Below are 15986 nucleotides of genomic sequence, written 5' to 3' on the forward strand. Positions count from 1 at the left end.
TCTAATCTCAAAAATAAAAATATAATAAATTTAACAGCTAAATATTCTGAATTATTAACAATTCTTTGTGTAATTTGTAATAAAATTTGTTTTTTCTGAATTAAATAACATTTTAATGCCTACTAAACTACATATCATATCTCAAAAGGTGCTGGATTTAAGCACTATTAATAGTATAATTTCTGAACAAAAACAGCTTCAACTTTCTGATGAATCTATTAAAAAAATAACAGCTTGTAGAACTTATTTAGACGACAAGTTAAAGACAAGAAGCAAGCCCATGTACGGTATTAATACTGGGTTTGGAGCCTTATACAATGTAAAAATATCTAAAGAAAATCTTACCGTACTTCAAGAAAACTTAGTAAAATCGCATGCTTGTGGCACAGGAGACCGCGTACCAAATGACATTGTAAAATTAATGTTGTTATTTAAAATTCAGTCATTAAGTTACGGGCATAGTGGCGTACAATTAGAAACGGTAAACCGGCTGATAGACTTTTATAATCATGATATTTTACCAATAGTTTACACACAAGGTTCGCTTGGTGCATCGGGCGATTTGGCACCTTTGGCACATATGTGTTTACCATTAATCGGCGAAGGTTCTGTTGTGTTCAAGAACAAAGAATTGCCGGTTACCGAAGTACTTGAAAAATTTAACTGGCAGCCCATTAAATTACAATCTAAAGAAGGGTTGGCGCTTTTAAATGGTACGCAATTTATGAGTGCTTATGGTATCTATTTACTTTTGAAATCTTATAAATTGTCATATTTAGCAGATTTAATAGGAAGCATGTCTTTAGATGCTTTTGATGGACGCATTGAACCTTTTAATGAATTGGTTCATTTGGTAAGACCACATAACGGACAATTAAAAACAGCAGCGCGTATACGGGAGTTTTTAGAAGATAGTGAGTTAATAAACCAAAAAAAGAAGCATATTCAAGACCCATATTCCTTTAGATGCATGCCACAAGTACATGGTGCCACTAAAGACACTTTAGCCTTTGTTGAAAAAACCTTTAAGACGGAAATAAATTCGGTAACGGATAATCCTAATATTTTCTCTAAAGATGATATGATTATTTCAGGTGGAAATTTTCATGGACAACCATTGGCCTTGGCTTTCGATTTTTTAAAAATTGCCATGGCAGAATTGGGAAATATTTCAGAACGCCGCACGTTTCAACTTGTTTCTGGGCTTCGAGGCTTACCTGTTTTTTTAGTAAATAATCCTGGATTAAATTCCGGTTTTATGATTCCGCAGTATACCGCAGCGAGTATTGTGAGTGCGAACAAACAACTGGCAACACCCGCAAGTGTAGATTCTATTGTGTCTTCTAACGGGCAAGAAGACCATGTAAGTATGGGAGCAAATGCAGCTACCCAGGCATTTACGCTAATTAATAATGTGGAACGCATTTTAGCGATTGAATTATTTAATGCGTCGCAAGCTTTGATGTTGCGTTTGCCATTAAAGTCTTCATCATTTATAGAAACTATTTTAAGTATCTACAGACAAGAAGTACCGTTTGTGACCGACGATAGAGTGCTGCGTGACGATATTCAAAAATCTATAGAATTCATTCAAACCTTAGATATTGATAGTGACGAGTTGTATTGATTATAATTTTTCGGTAAGCGTTTTGTAATCAACTATTTCTGGAATAATATTTAAAGAAAACAACTCTTGTTGCGTCTTTAAAATAGTGGTTTTATCTATAAGTTTTTGAGACCATTCGGTTAAGTTTAACCATTCCCTGACGTCCTCAATTTTTTGGTTGTAAGTGTAGGCGATTGTTTTATCGATGCATGGAATATCTTTAAACTCTGAAGTGGTTCTATTAATGATATTCAAGATAGTTTTTAATTCTGCTTTGTTCGATTCAATAAACTCATTTCTTACGGCTATTACAAAACATGGCCAGGGTGTCGGACAATTACCAATGTGTCTAAACGTACCATTATCAACCAATGGTTTCGTGGTAAATCTTTCCCATAAAAAATAATCGGCAAAGCCAGACTGTAAACCTATAATCGCACCATCTAAATTATCGATAATTTTAAAGTCTAAATCATTTTTTAAATCCCATTGGTTATTTTCAGCATTAATATAAGTCATTAAATGCGAGCCACTACCGTAACGACTAATAGCAGCTTTAGTCCCTTTTAAATCGTTTATAGTTTTGTATTGAGAATTGGCAGCAACATGAATTCCCCAGATTAAAGGCGTTTGAATAAATGTTTGAACAATTTTACTTGGGTTACCATCTATTATGTCTTTTATGATTCCTTCAGTAAGTATCACAGCAATATCAATTTCTTTGGCTCTTAATGCTTTACACATGGCACCGGTACCACCTGGAAAGTCACGCCATTTTAAATCGATATTTTCTGCCACATACTCACCATTATTAATGCTTAAACTCCAAGGTAAATTAAAATGTTCTGGCACACCGCCAATAATAACTTCTTTCATTCAAATAACGTGTTATTCAACTATTTTGTTTAGTGTGTAAACAATCAGATTTTTTACAGCATCTCCGGGATTTTTACTAAACGTTCCATTAGCTCTATTAGCGATTATCGCATTTAGAGACACGGCATGGTGACCAAGAAGTTTAGACAACCCGTATATGGCCGACGTTTCCATTTCAAGATTTGTAACACGTAAACCATCAAAGTTAAAAGTGTCCATTATGTGGTTTAAATTGGGGTCTTGAACTGGCAATCGAAGTACGCGTCCTTGAGGTCCGTAAAATCCACCTGCAGTGGCTGTCATTCCTTTATAAACCGTATCGCTTTCAAGTTTTTTCTGTAGAATTTCACTGTTTTTAATAACGATCGGTCTTGCTTTATTAGCATACCAGTTAGTTTGTTTTATAAAAGCATCTTCAATTTCTGGATTACTAACAGGATGTATTTGATAAAAATGAAGCATGCCATTAAGATCTAAACCATGTGTGCTTAAAACAAAGGCATCAACAGGAATATCTTTTTGCAAAGAACCAGAGGTGCCAATTCTAATAAAATTTAAACTCGTAATATCCGTTTTAGGTTGTCTGGTAGTCAAATCGATATTAAATAAAGCATCTAATTCGTTTATAACAATATCTATATTATCGGGGCCTATACCCGTTGAAATTACAGAAATTCGTTTCCCTTTATAAGTTCCCGTATGGGTTTTAAATTCTCTTTTTTGTGTTTTAAATGCTATGGTATCGAAGTGGGCTGAAACTTTTTCAACACGATCTTGATCACCAACAAGAATTATGGTTTCTGCTACATTTTCTGGTTTTAAATTTAAATGATATACACTGCCATCGGGATTTAATATAAGTTCTGATGCTTTAATAGACATTACGAATTGTTTTTATAAGTTTATTTTCTTTTTTATTGAATTGAAAATCGAATTTGTTAACCCCTCCAAAAACCATTAAACAATCTATTTCTGAACTAAAATTATGCTGCCCTAATAAGGCTTCATGACCTTTTCGGTTAAGACTAATACTATCTTCTTCCATTATAAAAAAGATTTTTAGCTGTTCTATAATTCTAGAAATTTGCATATCGCTATACCCGTAATAGCCTTGGTAATTTAAAGCGTATCCTAATAAATGGTGTTCAGATTTTATTTTTTTATCTTTTACTATTTCTAATATATTACGCTCCATCACACTTAGTCCGTCTTTGGTTTCTGGAAAGCGCTCTAAATGAGCTTTTAAGCAATTACTCATATATTTAAACGATGAACTTGTTACTATTAAAGGTTTTAATAAATTATGGTCTTTGCCGCAATAAATCCCCCAAATCGTGGTGGCATAATCAATATCTTCTTCGGTAAGTTTGATTTTGTCCTGGTAATGTTTGAATAATTCACCCGAATTAAGTTCGGCCAAACCTTTTAAATTTTTACTTTTAGAAACTCGGCCGCTACAAACCAGATAGAGTGGAAGCGTTATTTTTTTCTGTTGAATTAAACTAATCACAGCAACCATGTTAATATGGCAAAATAAATCGTATTCAAACCAAAGTACAATCTCTGAATACTTTTCAGAATGATTCAATTTGTTTAATTCTAAATTAATTTCTGATACATTTAAATCGATATCATAAAATTCATTTAAAAAGGTTTTTCTAAGTTTTAAAAACTCATCTGAATACACCTGGTTTACAGTTGGTCCTTCGCAAAGCATTTCTTGCCAGGTAAGTTTTTCGCCTTCAATATTTAATTCATTTAAATATTTAGTTAAAACGGCACCATTTGTTATATGAAGTGGTAACTTGTTCATAATTAACCGCCAACGCGTTTTACGTTAAACCCTTTTTCTTTAAGCATGGTCATAATTTTATCACGATAATCTCCTTGAATAATAATTTTATCGTCTTTGAAGCTACCACCCACACTCAGCTTGGTTTTTATCTCTTTCGCTAAAATTTTAAAATCTTCGGTGGCGCCTGTATAGCCTTCCAAAATGGTAATAGGTTTCCCTTTTCGTTTTTCGTATTTACAAATAATGGGGTCGTCCTGCATCCAAATTTTTGATGCCTCATCTTGATTTCCAACGGGTTCTTCCTGAATATGGTCTGGAAATAGATTTTTTAATTGATCTTGTAAATCCATCGTTTTTAGTGTGAAGTTTCAGTCGCAGTATTTTTCAATTATAAAAACACTGAAAACTTATTTTTTTATTAATCCTAATTCTATGAGTCGTTCAGTTAAAAATTCACCCGCAGTGATATCATCAAAAGCTTTCGGATTATCTTTATCGATACAGCCCTCTAACACATTAAGCTTCATATCGCTAATGGGGTGCATGAAAAATGGAACGGAATATCGAGATGTTCCCCAAAGCTCTTTAGGCGGATTGATAACACGGTGTATGGTAGATTTTAGTTTATTGTTGGTGTGTCTCGACAGCATATCGCCCACATTTATCATTAATTCATCGGGTTCTGCAATGGCGTCAATCCATTCGCCTTTATGGTTTTGTACTTGTAATCCGCGACCTTGAGCTCCCATCAATAAGGTTATTAAATTAATATCGCCATGGGCTGCTGCGCGAACTGCTTCTTTTGGTTCTTCAGTAATTGGCGGGTAATGGATGGGTCTTAAAATAGAATTCCCGTTATGAATGTATGCGTCAAAATACGTTTCTTCTAAGCCTAAATGTAATGCCAAAGCCCGCAAAACGTATTTAGCTGTCTTTTCAAGCATTCTATAGGCTTCTTTTCCTGCCTTATTAAATTCTGGAAGCTCTTCTACAATTACATTTTTAGGGTATTCTGCTTCTAACTTCGGATTGTTTTCTACATATTGCCCAAAATGCCAAAACTCTTTTAAATCGCCTTCTTTTTTACCTTTAGCACTTTCTTTTCCGAATGAAACATAACCTCGCTGACCACCAATTCCAGGAATTTCATATTTACGCTTTGTTTCAACCGGTAGATTAAAAAAGTTTTTTACTTCTGTATAAAGTTTCTCTACTAAATCATCATCTAAAAAATGACCTTTTAGGGCAACAAATCCTATTTCTTCGTAAGCCTTTCCTATGGCATCAACGAATTTTTGCTTTCTATCGGCATCACCAGATAAAAAATCGCTTAAATCTACACTTGGAATACTATTCATTTGGTCCTATTTTTTTAAATCATGTAACACAAATGTACAAAAACATTGCGTAGATTACAGCAAGCTAATAAAGTTATGTTATTATAAAGTATTACGCTTTTTGTACTATATTTGAGTGTGCTATATTTCTCTTTGTTATTAAAATTTTGGCTTCTAAAAAATGAATTTTCAAATTAACAATCTCGACAACAATACCTTATTACTTCTTTACAAGTCCATTTTAAAACCTAGATTGATTGAGGAAAAGATGCTTATTTTATTGCGTCAGGGTAAAATAAGTAAATGGTTCTCTGGCATCGGGCAAGAAGCAATTGCAGTAGGTGTAACTTTAGCATTAAATAAAGAGGAGTATATTTTGCCCATGCACCGGAATTTGGGCGTTTTTACGTCGAGAGAAATTCCATTGTACAGATTGTTTGCACAATGGCAAGGGAAGGCTTCGGGATTTACCAAAGGAAGAGACCGTTCCTTCCATTTTGGTACACAGCAATATAAAATTATAGGCATGATTTCGCATCTCGGTCCGCAACTAGGGGTTGCCGATGGTATTGCACTGGCTTCTAAATTGAAAAACACCAATCAGGTTACAGCAGTTTTTACTGGTGAAGGCGGTACGAGTGAAGGGGATTTTCATGAAGCGCTTAACGTCGCTTCGGTATGGAACTTACCCGTTCTGTTTTGTGTGGAAAACAATGGCTACGGACTTTCTACACCTACTAACGAACAGTTTAACTGCCAAAATATTGCCGATAAAGGCATAGGTTATGGCATGGAATCGCATACTCTTGACGGCAACAATATCTTAGAAGTTTATGCTAAAGTAAGGGACATTGCCGAAAGCATTCGCCTTAATCCAAGACCTGTTTTGCTGGAATTTAAAACTTTTAGAATGCGAGGGCATGAAGAGGCGAGTGGCACTAAATATGTACCGCAAGACCTTATTGATTATTGGGCGTTACAAGACCCGGTGGTTAACTATGAAATGTTTTTAAAGAATCAGGGCATTTTAACAGATAACGAAGCAGCGACTTATAAGGAGTCTATTATAAATGAAATTAATGAACATTTAGAAATCGCTTTCGCGGAAGCAGACATCATTCCTAATGAAACCAACGAATTACATGATGTTTACCAAGATTTTGTATATCAAGAAATTACACCGAGTACTGAAACTAAAGAAAATCGGTTTATAGACGCCATTTCAGAAGCTTTAAAACAAAGTATGGAACGCCATAGCGACTTAGTAATTATGGGTCAGGATATCGCAGAATATGGTGGCGCTTTTAAAATTACCGAAGGATTTGTTGAACAATTTGGTAAACATCGTATTAGAAATACACCCATTTGCGAATCGGCCATTATTGAAACGGCCATGGGACTTTCTATCGCAGGCATTAAAAGCGTTGTTGAAATGCAGTTTGCCGATTTTGTATCATCGGGCTTCAATCCAGTGGTTAATTATTTAGCGAAATCTCATTACAGATGGGGACAAAATGCCGATGTGGTTTTACGAATGCCATGCGGTGGTGGTGTGGCAGCGGGTCCGTTTCATTCACAAACTAATGAAGCGTGGTTTACTAAAACACCCGGATTAAAAGTAGTTTATCCGGCTTTTCCTTTTGATGCCAAAGGGCTATTAAATACGGCTATTAACGATCCAAATCCCGTATTGTTTTTCGAACATAAAGCCTTGTACAGAAGTACCAAACAACAGGTGCCAACAGATTATTACACCTTGCCTTTTGGGAAGGCTAATGTAATTCGCAAAGGGCAAGATATTACCGTTATAAGTTATGGTGCTGCAGTACATTGGGCACTAGAAATTTTAGATAAAAATAATTCCATTTCGGCCGATGTTATAGATTTAAGAACGCTTCAACCACTAGACACCGAAACTATTTTTGCTTCGGTTAAAAAAACTGGTAAAGCCATTATTTTACAAGAAGATTCGTTATTTGGTGGTATTGCTAGCGACATTTCGTCATTAATTACCGAGCATTGTTTTCAGTTCTTAGATGCACCTGTTAAACGCGTAGGAAGCTTAGAAACTCCCATTCCTTTTGTGGCACAATTAGAGGCCCAATATTTACCTAAACACCGATTTGAAATCGCTTTAATAGAATTGTATAAATATTGACTAATTGTCTGATGTTTAGTGTTTTGAAATGAAATATTGTCAGTTTTTCTGAAATTTTTTCAGTAATTTTTAATTGGTATTTAAATTGCTATATAACAGTTAGAATTGATTGTTTAACATTTAAAAATATTTAATTATGAGCACTTTAATTCCAACAGTAAAAAGTGGCACTAAAAAGCCAATTGAATCAAGTTTTAATTTATTACCAACTTTACCATCATGGTTTGATGATATATTAGGTAAAGGATTAGGTACCGAATTTATGTCTAATTTTAATACAGGAATGACATTACCAGCAGTAAATGTTATAGATTCTGATCATGAATTTGTTATTGATATGGCAGTTCCTGGATTGAAAAAATCTGATTTTGATATCGATATAGATAATCACATTTTATCAATAGGTGTGGAGTCTAAAACTGAGCAAAATGAAAAAACCGAAAACTATACTCGTAGAGAGTTTGGGTATTCTTCTTTCAAAAGAACGTTTGCCATTCCAGAGTCAGTAAATGTAGATAAAATTGCGGCCGATTATAATGATGGTATTCTTAAAATTCATCTTCCTAAAAAAGAAGAAGCTAAGAAAAAACCACTCAAAAAAATTAAAATTTCTTAATCAAAAAAGAGAGCTAAATTAGCTCTCTTTTTTATTTTCAACTTTTCATATGTGTAATTTTGTATATTTAAATTCTAAATTTATTAGATGTTTAAAAAGATTTCTATACTCATACTGTTGCTTTTAGTTTTTAATTGCAAAGAAAAAGAGATTCCTTTCGAAGAAAATTACAATTGGCATAAATTAAAAGTAACGGCCTCTGCGTATAATTCTGTAGTAGCTCAAACAGATAATAATCCACATATTACAGCCTTTGGAGACAGTTTAAAACCTGGGTTAAGATATATTGCCGTGTCTAAAGATTTATATAGAAAAGGATTGAAACGCGATACACCAGTAAAAATAAAAGGCTTCGATAGTATTTATTTTGTAAAAGACAGAATGCATGGACGCTGGAAAAATAAAATAGATATTTACATGGGAACAGACGTTAAAGCAGCCAAAAAATGGGGTAGAAAAAAAGTAACTATATCTTATGGTGTTTTAAAACCATTAGATTCTCTTAAAAAATAAAGTCAAATCCTAGAAAAGCCCGAAAATTATATCCGAATATTTAGGTTAATTCTTAATTAGGTATGGTATTTGTTAAATGAATGTAAAATTTATTCTCTAATTCCACAGGTTTTATGAGAATAAAATATATTTGATTTTTAAAAGGATTTTGATTTTTAGAAAAGACCAATGAAGTTAGTATTATCATTTTTTATTTTGTTTACCGTTAGTTATTTTGGCCATGCTCAAATAGATAGTCAGAATAAATCGACTGCTATTCCTGCGGTAGAAAGCAAAAAACAAAATAATATTACACCTATAATAGAACCTTCACAACCTAAAAACAGCACGCCCAATTTTGGCTCGTTTAATACACCTAAAATTACTACAGGGGTAGAGCAGCCTAAAAAAGAATTTTCACTTTTTGGTGAGGAATTTGGAAATCCTGGAGAGCTTTACCAGAAACAAATAGATAAAAATATAGCAAATACCAAACTAACACCTCAAGAAGTTGAACAACTTAACGGCAGCTTAACCGACCAATATTTAGGCGATTTTAAGTGCAATGCCAAGTCTGTTAATATTGCGTATAGAGATTTTGGTGTGGTAGATGGCGACTTAATACAGGTGTTAGTAAACGACGATGTTGTGCATGCCCGCGTATTTTTAACAGGAGGCTATAGCGGATTTAAACTCAATCTACAAAAAGGGTTTAATAAAATAGATTTCCTTGCCTTAAATCAAGGAGAATCTGGCCCAAATACTGCCGAATTTCGAGTTGTAGATGATACTGGCAAATTAGTTTCTGCCAATCAATGGAATCTCGCGACTGGTGTAAAAGCGACTATTATAATTGTTAAAGAGTAAGGAATTAAGAAATAATTCTATCAATCAATTTTAATTCTTCTTCTGTAAAATTCAAATTATCCACAGCCTTCACATTTTCTTTTAACTGTGCTGCAGAACTGGCTCCAATTAAAACCGAAGACACCTGAGGTTTTCTTAATATCCAAGCTAGTGCCATTTGCGATAATTTTTGCTGGCGTTTTTGTGCAATAGCATCTAAAAGTTGCACTTTTTCAAGATTACTTGTTACGGTCTCCACATTTAAATACGTTTTGTCTTTGGCAGCTCTCGAATCTTTTGGAATACCTTTTAAATATTTATCGGTTAGCATCCCTTGAGCTAATGGTGAAAAGGCAATACAACCCACGCCATTTTCCTCTAAAGTACTTAAAAGATCATTTTCAACCCAACGATCAAACATCGAATAACGCGCCTGATGCAATATAAAAGGTGTATTTAAACGTTTTAAAATTTGTGCAGCTTCCCGTGTTTCTTTCGATTCATAATTTGAAATACCTACATACAAAGCTTTTCCTTGACGAACGATGTCTGCTAAAGCGCCCATCGTTTCTTCTAAAGGCGTATCAGGGTCTGGTCTGTGATGATAAAAAATATCTACATAATCTAAACCCATACGATTTAAACTTTGATCTATACTCGCCATTAAATATTTTCGAGAGCCCAAATTGCCATAGGGTCCAGGCCACATATCGTAACCAGCTTTGGTGGCAATAAATAACTCGTCTCTATAATTTTTAAAATCCTTTTTAAGGATGGTTCCGAAATTTTCTTCGGCAGAACCAAATGGCGGTCCGTAATTATTAGCCAAATCGAAATGAGTAATTCCTAAATCGAAGGCACATCTTAGTACATCTCTACCATTTTGAATGTTATCAACAAATCCAAAGTTATGCCATAGCCCAAGCGATAGGGCAGGCAATAGCACACCGCTTATTCCTGCTCTTTTATAGGTCATTGTTTCGTAGCGCTGTGAATCAGCTAAATACTCCTTTACTCCAGATTTATCGTTAATTTGCATAGAAAATGTATTAAAAAGTAAAGATATTAATTACTGAAGAATTTCATCGAATTTGGATAAAAAATAAGCTCATATATAGGTTGTAATTTATTTAATAGCACCCCATCACAAAATCATTTTAAATTTTCGAAGCATTTATTCTTGTTAAACCCTTTAAAGGTGTTATTTTTGCACCTCTGAAACTTAAAAATATGTCGAAAAAATCTATCTTAGAATTAGAAGAAAGAAACGAAGGGAAAAGCTTATATAGTTATCAAAAAGGCGCTATAGATAAGATTTTTAAGTTATTTGATGAAGCGCCAGACGATTATCATCTGCTTTATCAATTACCTACAGGTGGTGGAAAAACGGTTATTTTTTCTGAAATAGTTAGACAATACCTTAAACATCACAAAAAAAAGGTATTGGTAATGACACATCGTATAGAATTATGTAAACAAACTTCTAATATGCTTACAGAATTTGGTGTTGTAAACAAAGTAGTAGATAGTAAGGCTAACTTAAGCGACCAAGCCGATTATAGTTGCTTTGTTGCCATGGTGGAAACCTTAAACAACAGATTAAACGACGATAAACTTGATATTTCAGATATTGGATTGGTTATTATTGACGAAGCGCATTACAACTCCTTTACCAAATTATTTAAATTTTTTAGTCAGTCGTTCATATTAGGTGTTACTGCAACACCATTAAGTTCTAGTATTGAATTACCGATGACCGATAATTACGACGAGTTAATTGTTGGTGAAAGTATTGAGTCGCTTATTGAAAATGGCTTTTTGGCACGTGCCGAAATGTTTACCTATAATGTTGGTTTAACATCGTTGGTAGTTGGTGCCAATGGTGATTATACCGTTAAATCTTCTGAAGATTTGTATACAGCCGATGATATGCTTTCGAAGCTTATGCAAGCTTACGAGGAGCGTTCAAAAGGCAAAAAAACACTTATTTTCAACAATGGTATTAACACCTCATTACACGTTTACGATACCTTTAGAAGAGCAGGCTACCCGGTAGCGCATCTTGATAATACCAATACCAAAAAAGAGCGTGCCATGATTCTTAAATGGTTTAAAAAAACGCCCGATGCCATATTAACTTCCGTTAGTATTTTAACTACAGGTTTTGATGAACCTACTGTAGAAAGTATTATTTTAAATCGTGCTACAAAATCGCTAACGCTATATTATCAAATGATTGGTCGTGGTTCTCGTATTCTTAAAAATAAGAAAACCTTTAGTGTAATAGATTTAGGGAATAACTTTCACCGTTTCGGACCTTGGGGCGACGATTTAGATTGGCAACGCATATTTAAATCGCCAAATTATTATCTGGATTCTATCTTAGGTGATGAAGAATTAGAGAGCAATTTTAGATATGAAATGCCAGACGAATTACGAAAAGAATTTTCTAAATCGAAAGAAGTTTATTTCGATATTCAAAAAACCTACGTCGATTCTATTAGAAATGGTGAAACCACAAAAGTAGTTTTAGAGCGCTCTATCGAACAGCACGCCAAAATTTGTGTAGAAAATAGCGAAGATGTGTATGATGCCTTAGCCTTGGCAAAAATGTTAGGGGATGATATCGATTTTAGAATTCAGCGTTACACCAAATGCATCAGCAAAAGCACGTATAACTTTGTGGAATGGTTAAAAGACGATTATAGAAAAAAATTAAACTCCTATCTGCGCGCAAATTTCGATGAAGTTTTCGAAGCAATACATGGGTATCCGCCAGAAGATTAAAAGGAGATTAATTTATTCAATATAATTATATCTTCCTTAAAATAAGGCGTACCTTCGCAGCATCGTAAAAAATAGTATGCCAACATTTTCAGAATTAGGAATTCAAAAAGACTTTATAAAAGCACTTAAAGAATTAGATATAAAAATCCCAACAGACATTCAGGAGCAAACAATTCCTGTTTTATTAGACTCTAACACAGATTTTATTGGTTTAGCACAAACAGGCACGGGGAAAACGGCAGCTTATGGCTTGCCTATTTTACAACAAATTGATACGTCTTCAAACGATGTGCAAGCCTTAATTTTGGCACCAACACGCGAGTTAGTGCAACAAATTAAAAAGCAACTTTTTAAATTCACTAAATTTTCTGAAGACAAAATATTTGCCGAAGGCGTTTATGGTGGCGAGAAAATTGATAAGCAAATAGCGGCATTACGACGAACTACACATATTATTGTTGCCACTCCTGGACGTTTATTAGATTTAATTGAACGCGGCGATGTTAATATTAAAAATGTAAAAACCTTAGTTTTAGATGAAGCCGATGAGATGCTAAGTATGGGTTTTAAAGAAGAACTAAACAAAATTTTAAAATACAATACCGGCAAACGTCACACTTGGTTGTTTTCTGCAACCATGCCCGAAGACATACAGCACATTATAAAAACCTATATGTCGCCAAAAGCCATTAGGGTAGAAGTTAATAAAGACGATCTTATTAATGCTAATATTACGCATCAATATATTAGTACCAATATCAAGGAAAAATTTAATATCTTAGTAACCTTATTGGGTAGAAGAGCAAACGAGCGCGGTATTATTTTTTGTAGAACCAAAGCTGGAACAAAAGATTTAACCGAGAAATTGATAGATGAAGGATTTTCGGTTGGCGCATTAGAAGGCGATATGCAACAAAAGGAACGCGATAAAGTGATGCGTGCCTTTAAAAAAGGAAATTTACAAGTACTTGTTTCTACCGATGTATCAGCACGAGGTATTGATGTTAACAATCTAGGATTTGTTATTCATCATCAACTCCCCGAACAATTAGAATATTACACGCACAGAAGTGGCAGGACCGCAAGAGCAGGTAAAAAAGGCTATTCAATAGCTTTAATAATCGCAGGAGAATTACAAAAAATTCACGATATTCAGAAAGCACTGAATATTCAAATTAAAGAAATAATCATATAACTAAACCCGTTAACATAAACAATGGCAAAATCACAAGTAACATTCAACAAAATTGAAAAAGAAAAAAAACGCTTAAAAAAACGAGAAGAGAAGCAAAAAAAGAAAGAAGCTCGTAAGGCAGAAGCAAAAGACAATCCACAAGGTATCCAGTTTGCTTATGTTGATTTTAATGGTAATTTAACCGACACGCCGCCAGATCCGTCCATGAAAGTGAAAGTAGACGCTGAGAGCATTGAGTTAGGAATTCCTAAAAAAGAGGATAGAGAAGACGAAGAGCCTGCAGCAAAAGAAGGAAAAGTGTCTTTCTTCGATACATCAAAAGGCTTCGGATTTATTTTAGACAGCATCAACCAAGAGAAATATTTTGTGCATGTTAGTGGTTTACTTGAACCCATAAAAGAAAACGACACCGTTACGTATGAATTAGAGCGCGGTCAAAAAGGTATGAACGCTGTACGCGTTAAAAAAATATAGTACTAAATACTTAGCTTATTATTATAATTTATGAGTTTACCTCGTAAAACCATTCTCATAGTACTTGCTTTTTTTGCAATATATGTAATTTGGGGTTCTACTTATCTTCTTAATAAAATTGTTGTAACCGAGGTTGCGCCTTTATATATGGCGTCCATTCGTTTTACGGTGGCGTCGGTATTAATATTTATTATAGCAAAAGCCTTAAAACTTAATTTAGTAATTAGCGCCAAACAACTAAAAAACAACATTATAGCAGGATTTTTATTCTTGGTGTATGGTAACGGGGTGTTTGTTTGGGCATTACGCTATGTAGACAGTGGTTTTGGCGCCTTAGAAGCCTCCATTCAACCGCTTATGGTATTAGCCATGATGCGGATGATTGATGGTAAAAAAATTCAGCAAAGTTCCATAATAGGCATTTCACTTGGTGTAATTGGCATGTATTTATTAGTAAGTCAAGATCAATTAGTGTATCAAGAAGATAGCTTAATTGGCATTATAATGATATTTACTTGTGTAATTAGCTGGAGTGCGGGGAGTTTATTTGTGGCACGTGCCGATTTAGCCCCGAGTTACTTTGTAAATACAGGATATCAAATGATAACTTCTGGAATCATGCTCTTCCTAGTTAGTTTTTTATTTGGAGAAACATGGACATCGCCAATTCAATGGAGCTCGTCTGCACAATGGTCTATGGGGCTGCTAATCATATTCGGAAGTATTGTTGCCTTTACAGCATTTAATTATCTACTCAGAGAAGTTTCTACAGAAAAAGTATCTACCTCTGCATATGTCAACCCAGTAATTGCTTTAATTTTGGGTTGGTATGTTTTAGATGAACAAATTACAGCACAATCTATCGTTGCTGCCATTATATTATTAACGGGTGTGTATTTTATTAATTCGAAGCGCACACTAAGACCCAGAATGCATGGACGTTAAAAATGCTATAAAATTTATGATTTTAAGTTCACTTGCTTTTGCATTTATGAACATCATCGTAAAATATTTAAAGAATGTAAGCTCGTATGAGATTGTGTTTTTCAGATCGTTAAGTTCGTTATTTTTCACCTTCGGATTTTTAATAAAAAACAAAATTCCCATGGTAAGCAGCAATAACAAACTAATGATTCTTAGATCGTTAGCTGGCGCTTTTTCCATGCTGTTGTTTTTCATGTCTTTAAAATATTTGTCGGTTGGTACCGCAGTTTCGTTGCGCTATATCGCACCTATTTTTGCAGCCATTTTTGCTGTGTTTTTACTTCGTGAAAAAATAAAAGTGCTGCAATGGTTCTTTTTCATCATTTCATTTGTTGGGGTAATCATTCTGAAAGGTTTAGATACACAAATAGATACATTTGGATTAGTTCTGGTTTTACTTGCTGCGGTTTTAAGTGGTTTAGTTTATATTATTATCAATAAAATTGGCAATTCGGAACATCCAGTAGTTGTTGTTAATTATTTTATGGTTGTTGCCACAGTATTGGGAGGCATACTTTCAATTCCGCATTGGGTAACGCCACAAGGTATGGAGTGGGTCTTCTTATTTAGCCTCGGGGCTTTTGGATATTATGGCCAGTTGTATATGACGAAAGCATTCCAAAATGCGGCGACTAATTTAATGGCACCTTTAAAATATATAGAAGTTGTTTTTACTGTAATATTAGGCGCCACTTTATTTAATGAAATATATACCTTTTGGAGTTTACTTGGTATGGCATTAATTATTGCAGGGTTGGTTGCAAACGTATGGTATAAAGGCCGATTAAAAGAAAATGCTCTGTAAATCTGTATTAAAATC

16 protein-coding genes are annotated in these 15986 nt (G+C 34.2%); 10 read left to right on the plus strand and 6 right to left on the minus strand.

All coding sequences use genetic code 11. The features are described 5' to 3' along the window. Window positions 1-115 precede the first annotated feature (115 nt). Window positions 116-1627, plus strand: coding sequence for a histidine ammonia-lyase (gene hutH, locus ACFQ0I_RS10390; protein WP_379941998.1), 1512 nt, complete (start codon window positions 116-118; stop codon window positions 1625-1627). On the opposite strand, the gene ACFQ0I_RS10395 is transcribed toward hutH, so the two are convergent. Genes ACFQ0I_RS10395 through ACFQ0I_RS10415 form a run of 5 tightly spaced genes read right to left on the minus strand, consistent with a single transcriptional unit; the run spans window position 1628 to window position 5635 of the window. Beyond that, the gene (locus ACFQ0I_RS10395) at window positions 1628-2482 is read right to left on the minus strand and encodes a substrate-binding domain-containing protein (protein WP_379942000.1); all 855 of its coding nucleotides are present in this window, start codon (window positions 2480-2482) and stop codon (window positions 1628-1630) included. 12 nt (window positions 2483-2494) lie between these two features. After that, complete coding sequence (locus tag ACFQ0I_RS10400) at window positions 2495-3364, minus strand: nucleoside phosphorylase (RefSeq protein WP_379942002.1); 870 nt, start codon at window positions 3362-3364, stop codon at window positions 2495-2497. Continuing rightward, the gene (locus ACFQ0I_RS10405; RefSeq protein ID WP_379942004.1) at window positions 3354-4295 is read right to left on the minus strand and encodes a DUF1835 domain-containing protein; all 942 of its coding nucleotides are present in this window, start codon (window positions 4293-4295) and stop codon (window positions 3354-3356) included. The genes ACFQ0I_RS10400 and ACFQ0I_RS10405 overlap by 11 nt, the downstream gene beginning before the upstream one ends. Before the next feature lie 2 nt (window positions 4296-4297). Continuing rightward, the gene (locus tag ACFQ0I_RS10410) at window positions 4298-4627 is read right to left on the minus strand and encodes a translation initiation factor (RefSeq protein WP_379942006.1); all 330 of its coding nucleotides are present in this window, start codon (window positions 4625-4627) and stop codon (window positions 4298-4300) included. Window positions 4628-4684: 57 nt separating this feature from the next. Further along, window positions 4685-5635: an isopenicillin N synthase family dioxygenase gene (locus tag ACFQ0I_RS10415; protein WP_379942009.1), complete on the minus strand. Its 951-nt coding sequence runs from the start codon at window positions 5633-5635 to the stop codon at window positions 4685-4687. A gap of 160 nt (window positions 5636-5795) precedes the next feature. On the opposite strand from ACFQ0I_RS10415, the gene ACFQ0I_RS10420 reads away from it, so the two are divergent. The 4 genes from ACFQ0I_RS10420 (at window position 5796) to ACFQ0I_RS10435 (ending at window position 9747) form a co-directional block, all read left to right on the plus strand. Continuing rightward, a complete protein-coding gene (locus ACFQ0I_RS10420; protein WP_379942012.1) occupies window positions 5796-7772 on the plus strand; it encodes an alpha-ketoacid dehydrogenase subunit alpha/beta in 1977 nt (658 codons plus the stop codon). Between the two features lie 136 nt (window positions 7773-7908). Continuing rightward, a complete protein-coding gene (locus ACFQ0I_RS10425) occupies window positions 7909-8388 on the plus strand; it encodes an Hsp20/alpha crystallin family protein (protein WP_379942014.1) in 480 nt (159 codons plus the stop codon). An 87-nt stretch (window positions 8389-8475) separates the two neighbouring features. Beyond that, the gene (locus ACFQ0I_RS10430; RefSeq protein ID WP_379942016.1) at window positions 8476-8901 is read left to right on the plus strand and encodes a 3D domain-containing protein; all 426 of its coding nucleotides are present in this window, start codon (window positions 8476-8478) and stop codon (window positions 8899-8901) included. 168 nt (window positions 8902-9069) lie between these two features. Further along, complete coding sequence (locus ACFQ0I_RS10435; RefSeq protein ID WP_379942019.1) at window positions 9070-9747, plus strand: hypothetical protein; 678 nt, start codon at window positions 9070-9072, stop codon at window positions 9745-9747. Between the two features lie 4 nt (window positions 9748-9751). On the opposite strand, the gene mgrA is transcribed toward ACFQ0I_RS10435, so the two are convergent. After that, window positions 9752-10765: an L-glyceraldehyde 3-phosphate reductase gene (gene mgrA / locus ACFQ0I_RS10440; RefSeq protein ID WP_379942022.1), complete on the minus strand. Its 1014-nt coding sequence runs from the start codon at window positions 10763-10765 to the stop codon at window positions 9752-9754. A 191-nt stretch (window positions 10766-10956) separates the two neighbouring features. Between mgrA and ACFQ0I_RS10445 the strand changes: the two genes are divergently transcribed. The 5 genes from ACFQ0I_RS10445 (at window position 10957) to ACFQ0I_RS10465 (ending at window position 15971) form a co-directional block, all read left to right on the plus strand. After that, entirely contained in the window at window positions 10957-12513 is a 1557-nt protein-coding gene (locus ACFQ0I_RS10445) for a DEAD/DEAH box helicase (protein WP_379942024.1), read from the plus strand. Between the two features lie 76 nt (window positions 12514-12589). Then, window positions 12590-13708 (plus strand): DEAD/DEAH box helicase, encoded by a 1119-nt coding sequence (locus tag ACFQ0I_RS10450; protein ID WP_379942027.1) that lies wholly within the window; start codon window positions 12590-12592, stop codon window positions 13706-13708. 21 nt (window positions 13709-13729) lie between these two features. After that, a complete protein-coding gene (locus ACFQ0I_RS10455) occupies window positions 13730-14182 on the plus strand; it encodes a cold-shock protein (RefSeq protein WP_379942029.1) in 453 nt (150 codons plus the stop codon). Between the two features lie 30 nt (window positions 14183-14212). After that, entirely contained in the window at window positions 14213-15127 is a 915-nt protein-coding gene (locus tag ACFQ0I_RS10460) for an EamA family transporter (protein ID WP_379942032.1), read from the plus strand. Next, entirely contained in the window at window positions 15117-15971 is an 855-nt protein-coding gene (locus ACFQ0I_RS10465; RefSeq protein WP_379942034.1) for a DMT family transporter, read from the plus strand. The genes ACFQ0I_RS10460 and ACFQ0I_RS10465 overlap by 11 nt, the downstream gene beginning before the upstream one ends. Window positions 15972-15986 lie beyond the last annotated feature (15 nt).

Source organism: Mariniflexile aquimaris, assembly GCF_042676825.1.
In the GTDB taxonomy this organism is placed as follows: domain Bacteria; phylum Bacteroidota; class Bacteroidia; order Flavobacteriales; family Flavobacteriaceae; genus Mariniflexile; species Mariniflexile aquimaris.

What these genes read in the sequence shown, in the direction of transcription:
- ACFQ0I_RS10445 (WP_379942024.1), top strand. Translation starts at nt 10,957, where the DNA reads ATGTCGAAAAAATCTATCTTAGAATTAGAAGAAAGAAACGAAGGGAAA.
- ACFQ0I_RS10395 (WP_379942000.1), bottom strand. Translation starts at nt 2,482, where the DNA reads ATGAAAGAAGTTATTATTGGCGGTGTGCCAGAACATTTTAATTTACCT.
- ACFQ0I_RS10415 (WP_379942009.1), bottom strand. Translation starts at nt 5,635, where the DNA reads ATGAATAGTATTCCAAGTGTAGATTTAAGCGATTTTTTATCTGGTGAT.
- ACFQ0I_RS10455 (WP_379942029.1), top strand. Translation starts at nt 13,730, where the DNA reads ATGGCAAAATCACAAGTAACATTCAACAAAATTGAAAAAGAAAAAAAA.
- ACFQ0I_RS10410 (WP_379942006.1), bottom strand. Translation starts at nt 4,627, where the DNA reads ATGGATTTACAAGATCAATTAAAAAATCTATTTCCAGACCATATTCAG.
- ACFQ0I_RS10430 (WP_379942016.1), top strand. Translation starts at nt 8,476, where the DNA reads ATGTTTAAAAAGATTTCTATACTCATACTGTTGCTTTTAGTTTTTAAT.
- ACFQ0I_RS10420 (WP_379942012.1), top strand. Translation starts at nt 5,796, where the DNA reads ATGAATTTTCAAATTAACAATCTCGACAACAATACCTTATTACTTCTT.
- ACFQ0I_RS10435 (WP_379942019.1), top strand. Translation starts at nt 9,070, where the DNA reads ATGAAGTTAGTATTATCATTTTTTATTTTGTTTACCGTTAGTTATTTT.
- hutH (WP_379941998.1), top strand. Translation starts at nt 116, where the DNA reads ATGCCTACTAAACTACATATCATATCTCAAAAGGTGCTGGATTTAAGC.
- ACFQ0I_RS10450 (WP_379942027.1), top strand. Translation starts at nt 12,590, where the DNA reads ATGCCAACATTTTCAGAATTAGGAATTCAAAAAGACTTTATAAAAGCA.
- ACFQ0I_RS10405 (WP_379942004.1), bottom strand. Translation starts at nt 4,295, where the DNA reads ATGAACAAGTTACCACTTCATATAACAAATGGTGCCGTTTTAACTAAA.
- ACFQ0I_RS10460 (WP_379942032.1), top strand. Translation starts at nt 14,213, where the DNA reads ATGAGTTTACCTCGTAAAACCATTCTCATAGTACTTGCTTTTTTTGCA.
- ACFQ0I_RS10465 (WP_379942034.1), top strand. Translation starts at nt 15,117, where the DNA reads ATGGACGTTAAAAATGCTATAAAATTTATGATTTTAAGTTCACTTGCT.
- ACFQ0I_RS10425 (WP_379942014.1), top strand. Translation starts at nt 7,909, where the DNA reads ATGAGCACTTTAATTCCAACAGTAAAAAGTGGCACTAAAAAGCCAATT.
- ACFQ0I_RS10400 (WP_379942002.1), bottom strand. Translation starts at nt 3,364, where the DNA reads ATGTCTATTAAAGCATCAGAACTTATATTAAATCCCGATGGCAGTGTA.
- mgrA (WP_379942022.1), bottom strand. Translation starts at nt 10,765, where the DNA reads ATGCAAATTAACGATAAATCTGGAGTAAAGGAGTATTTAGCTGATTCA.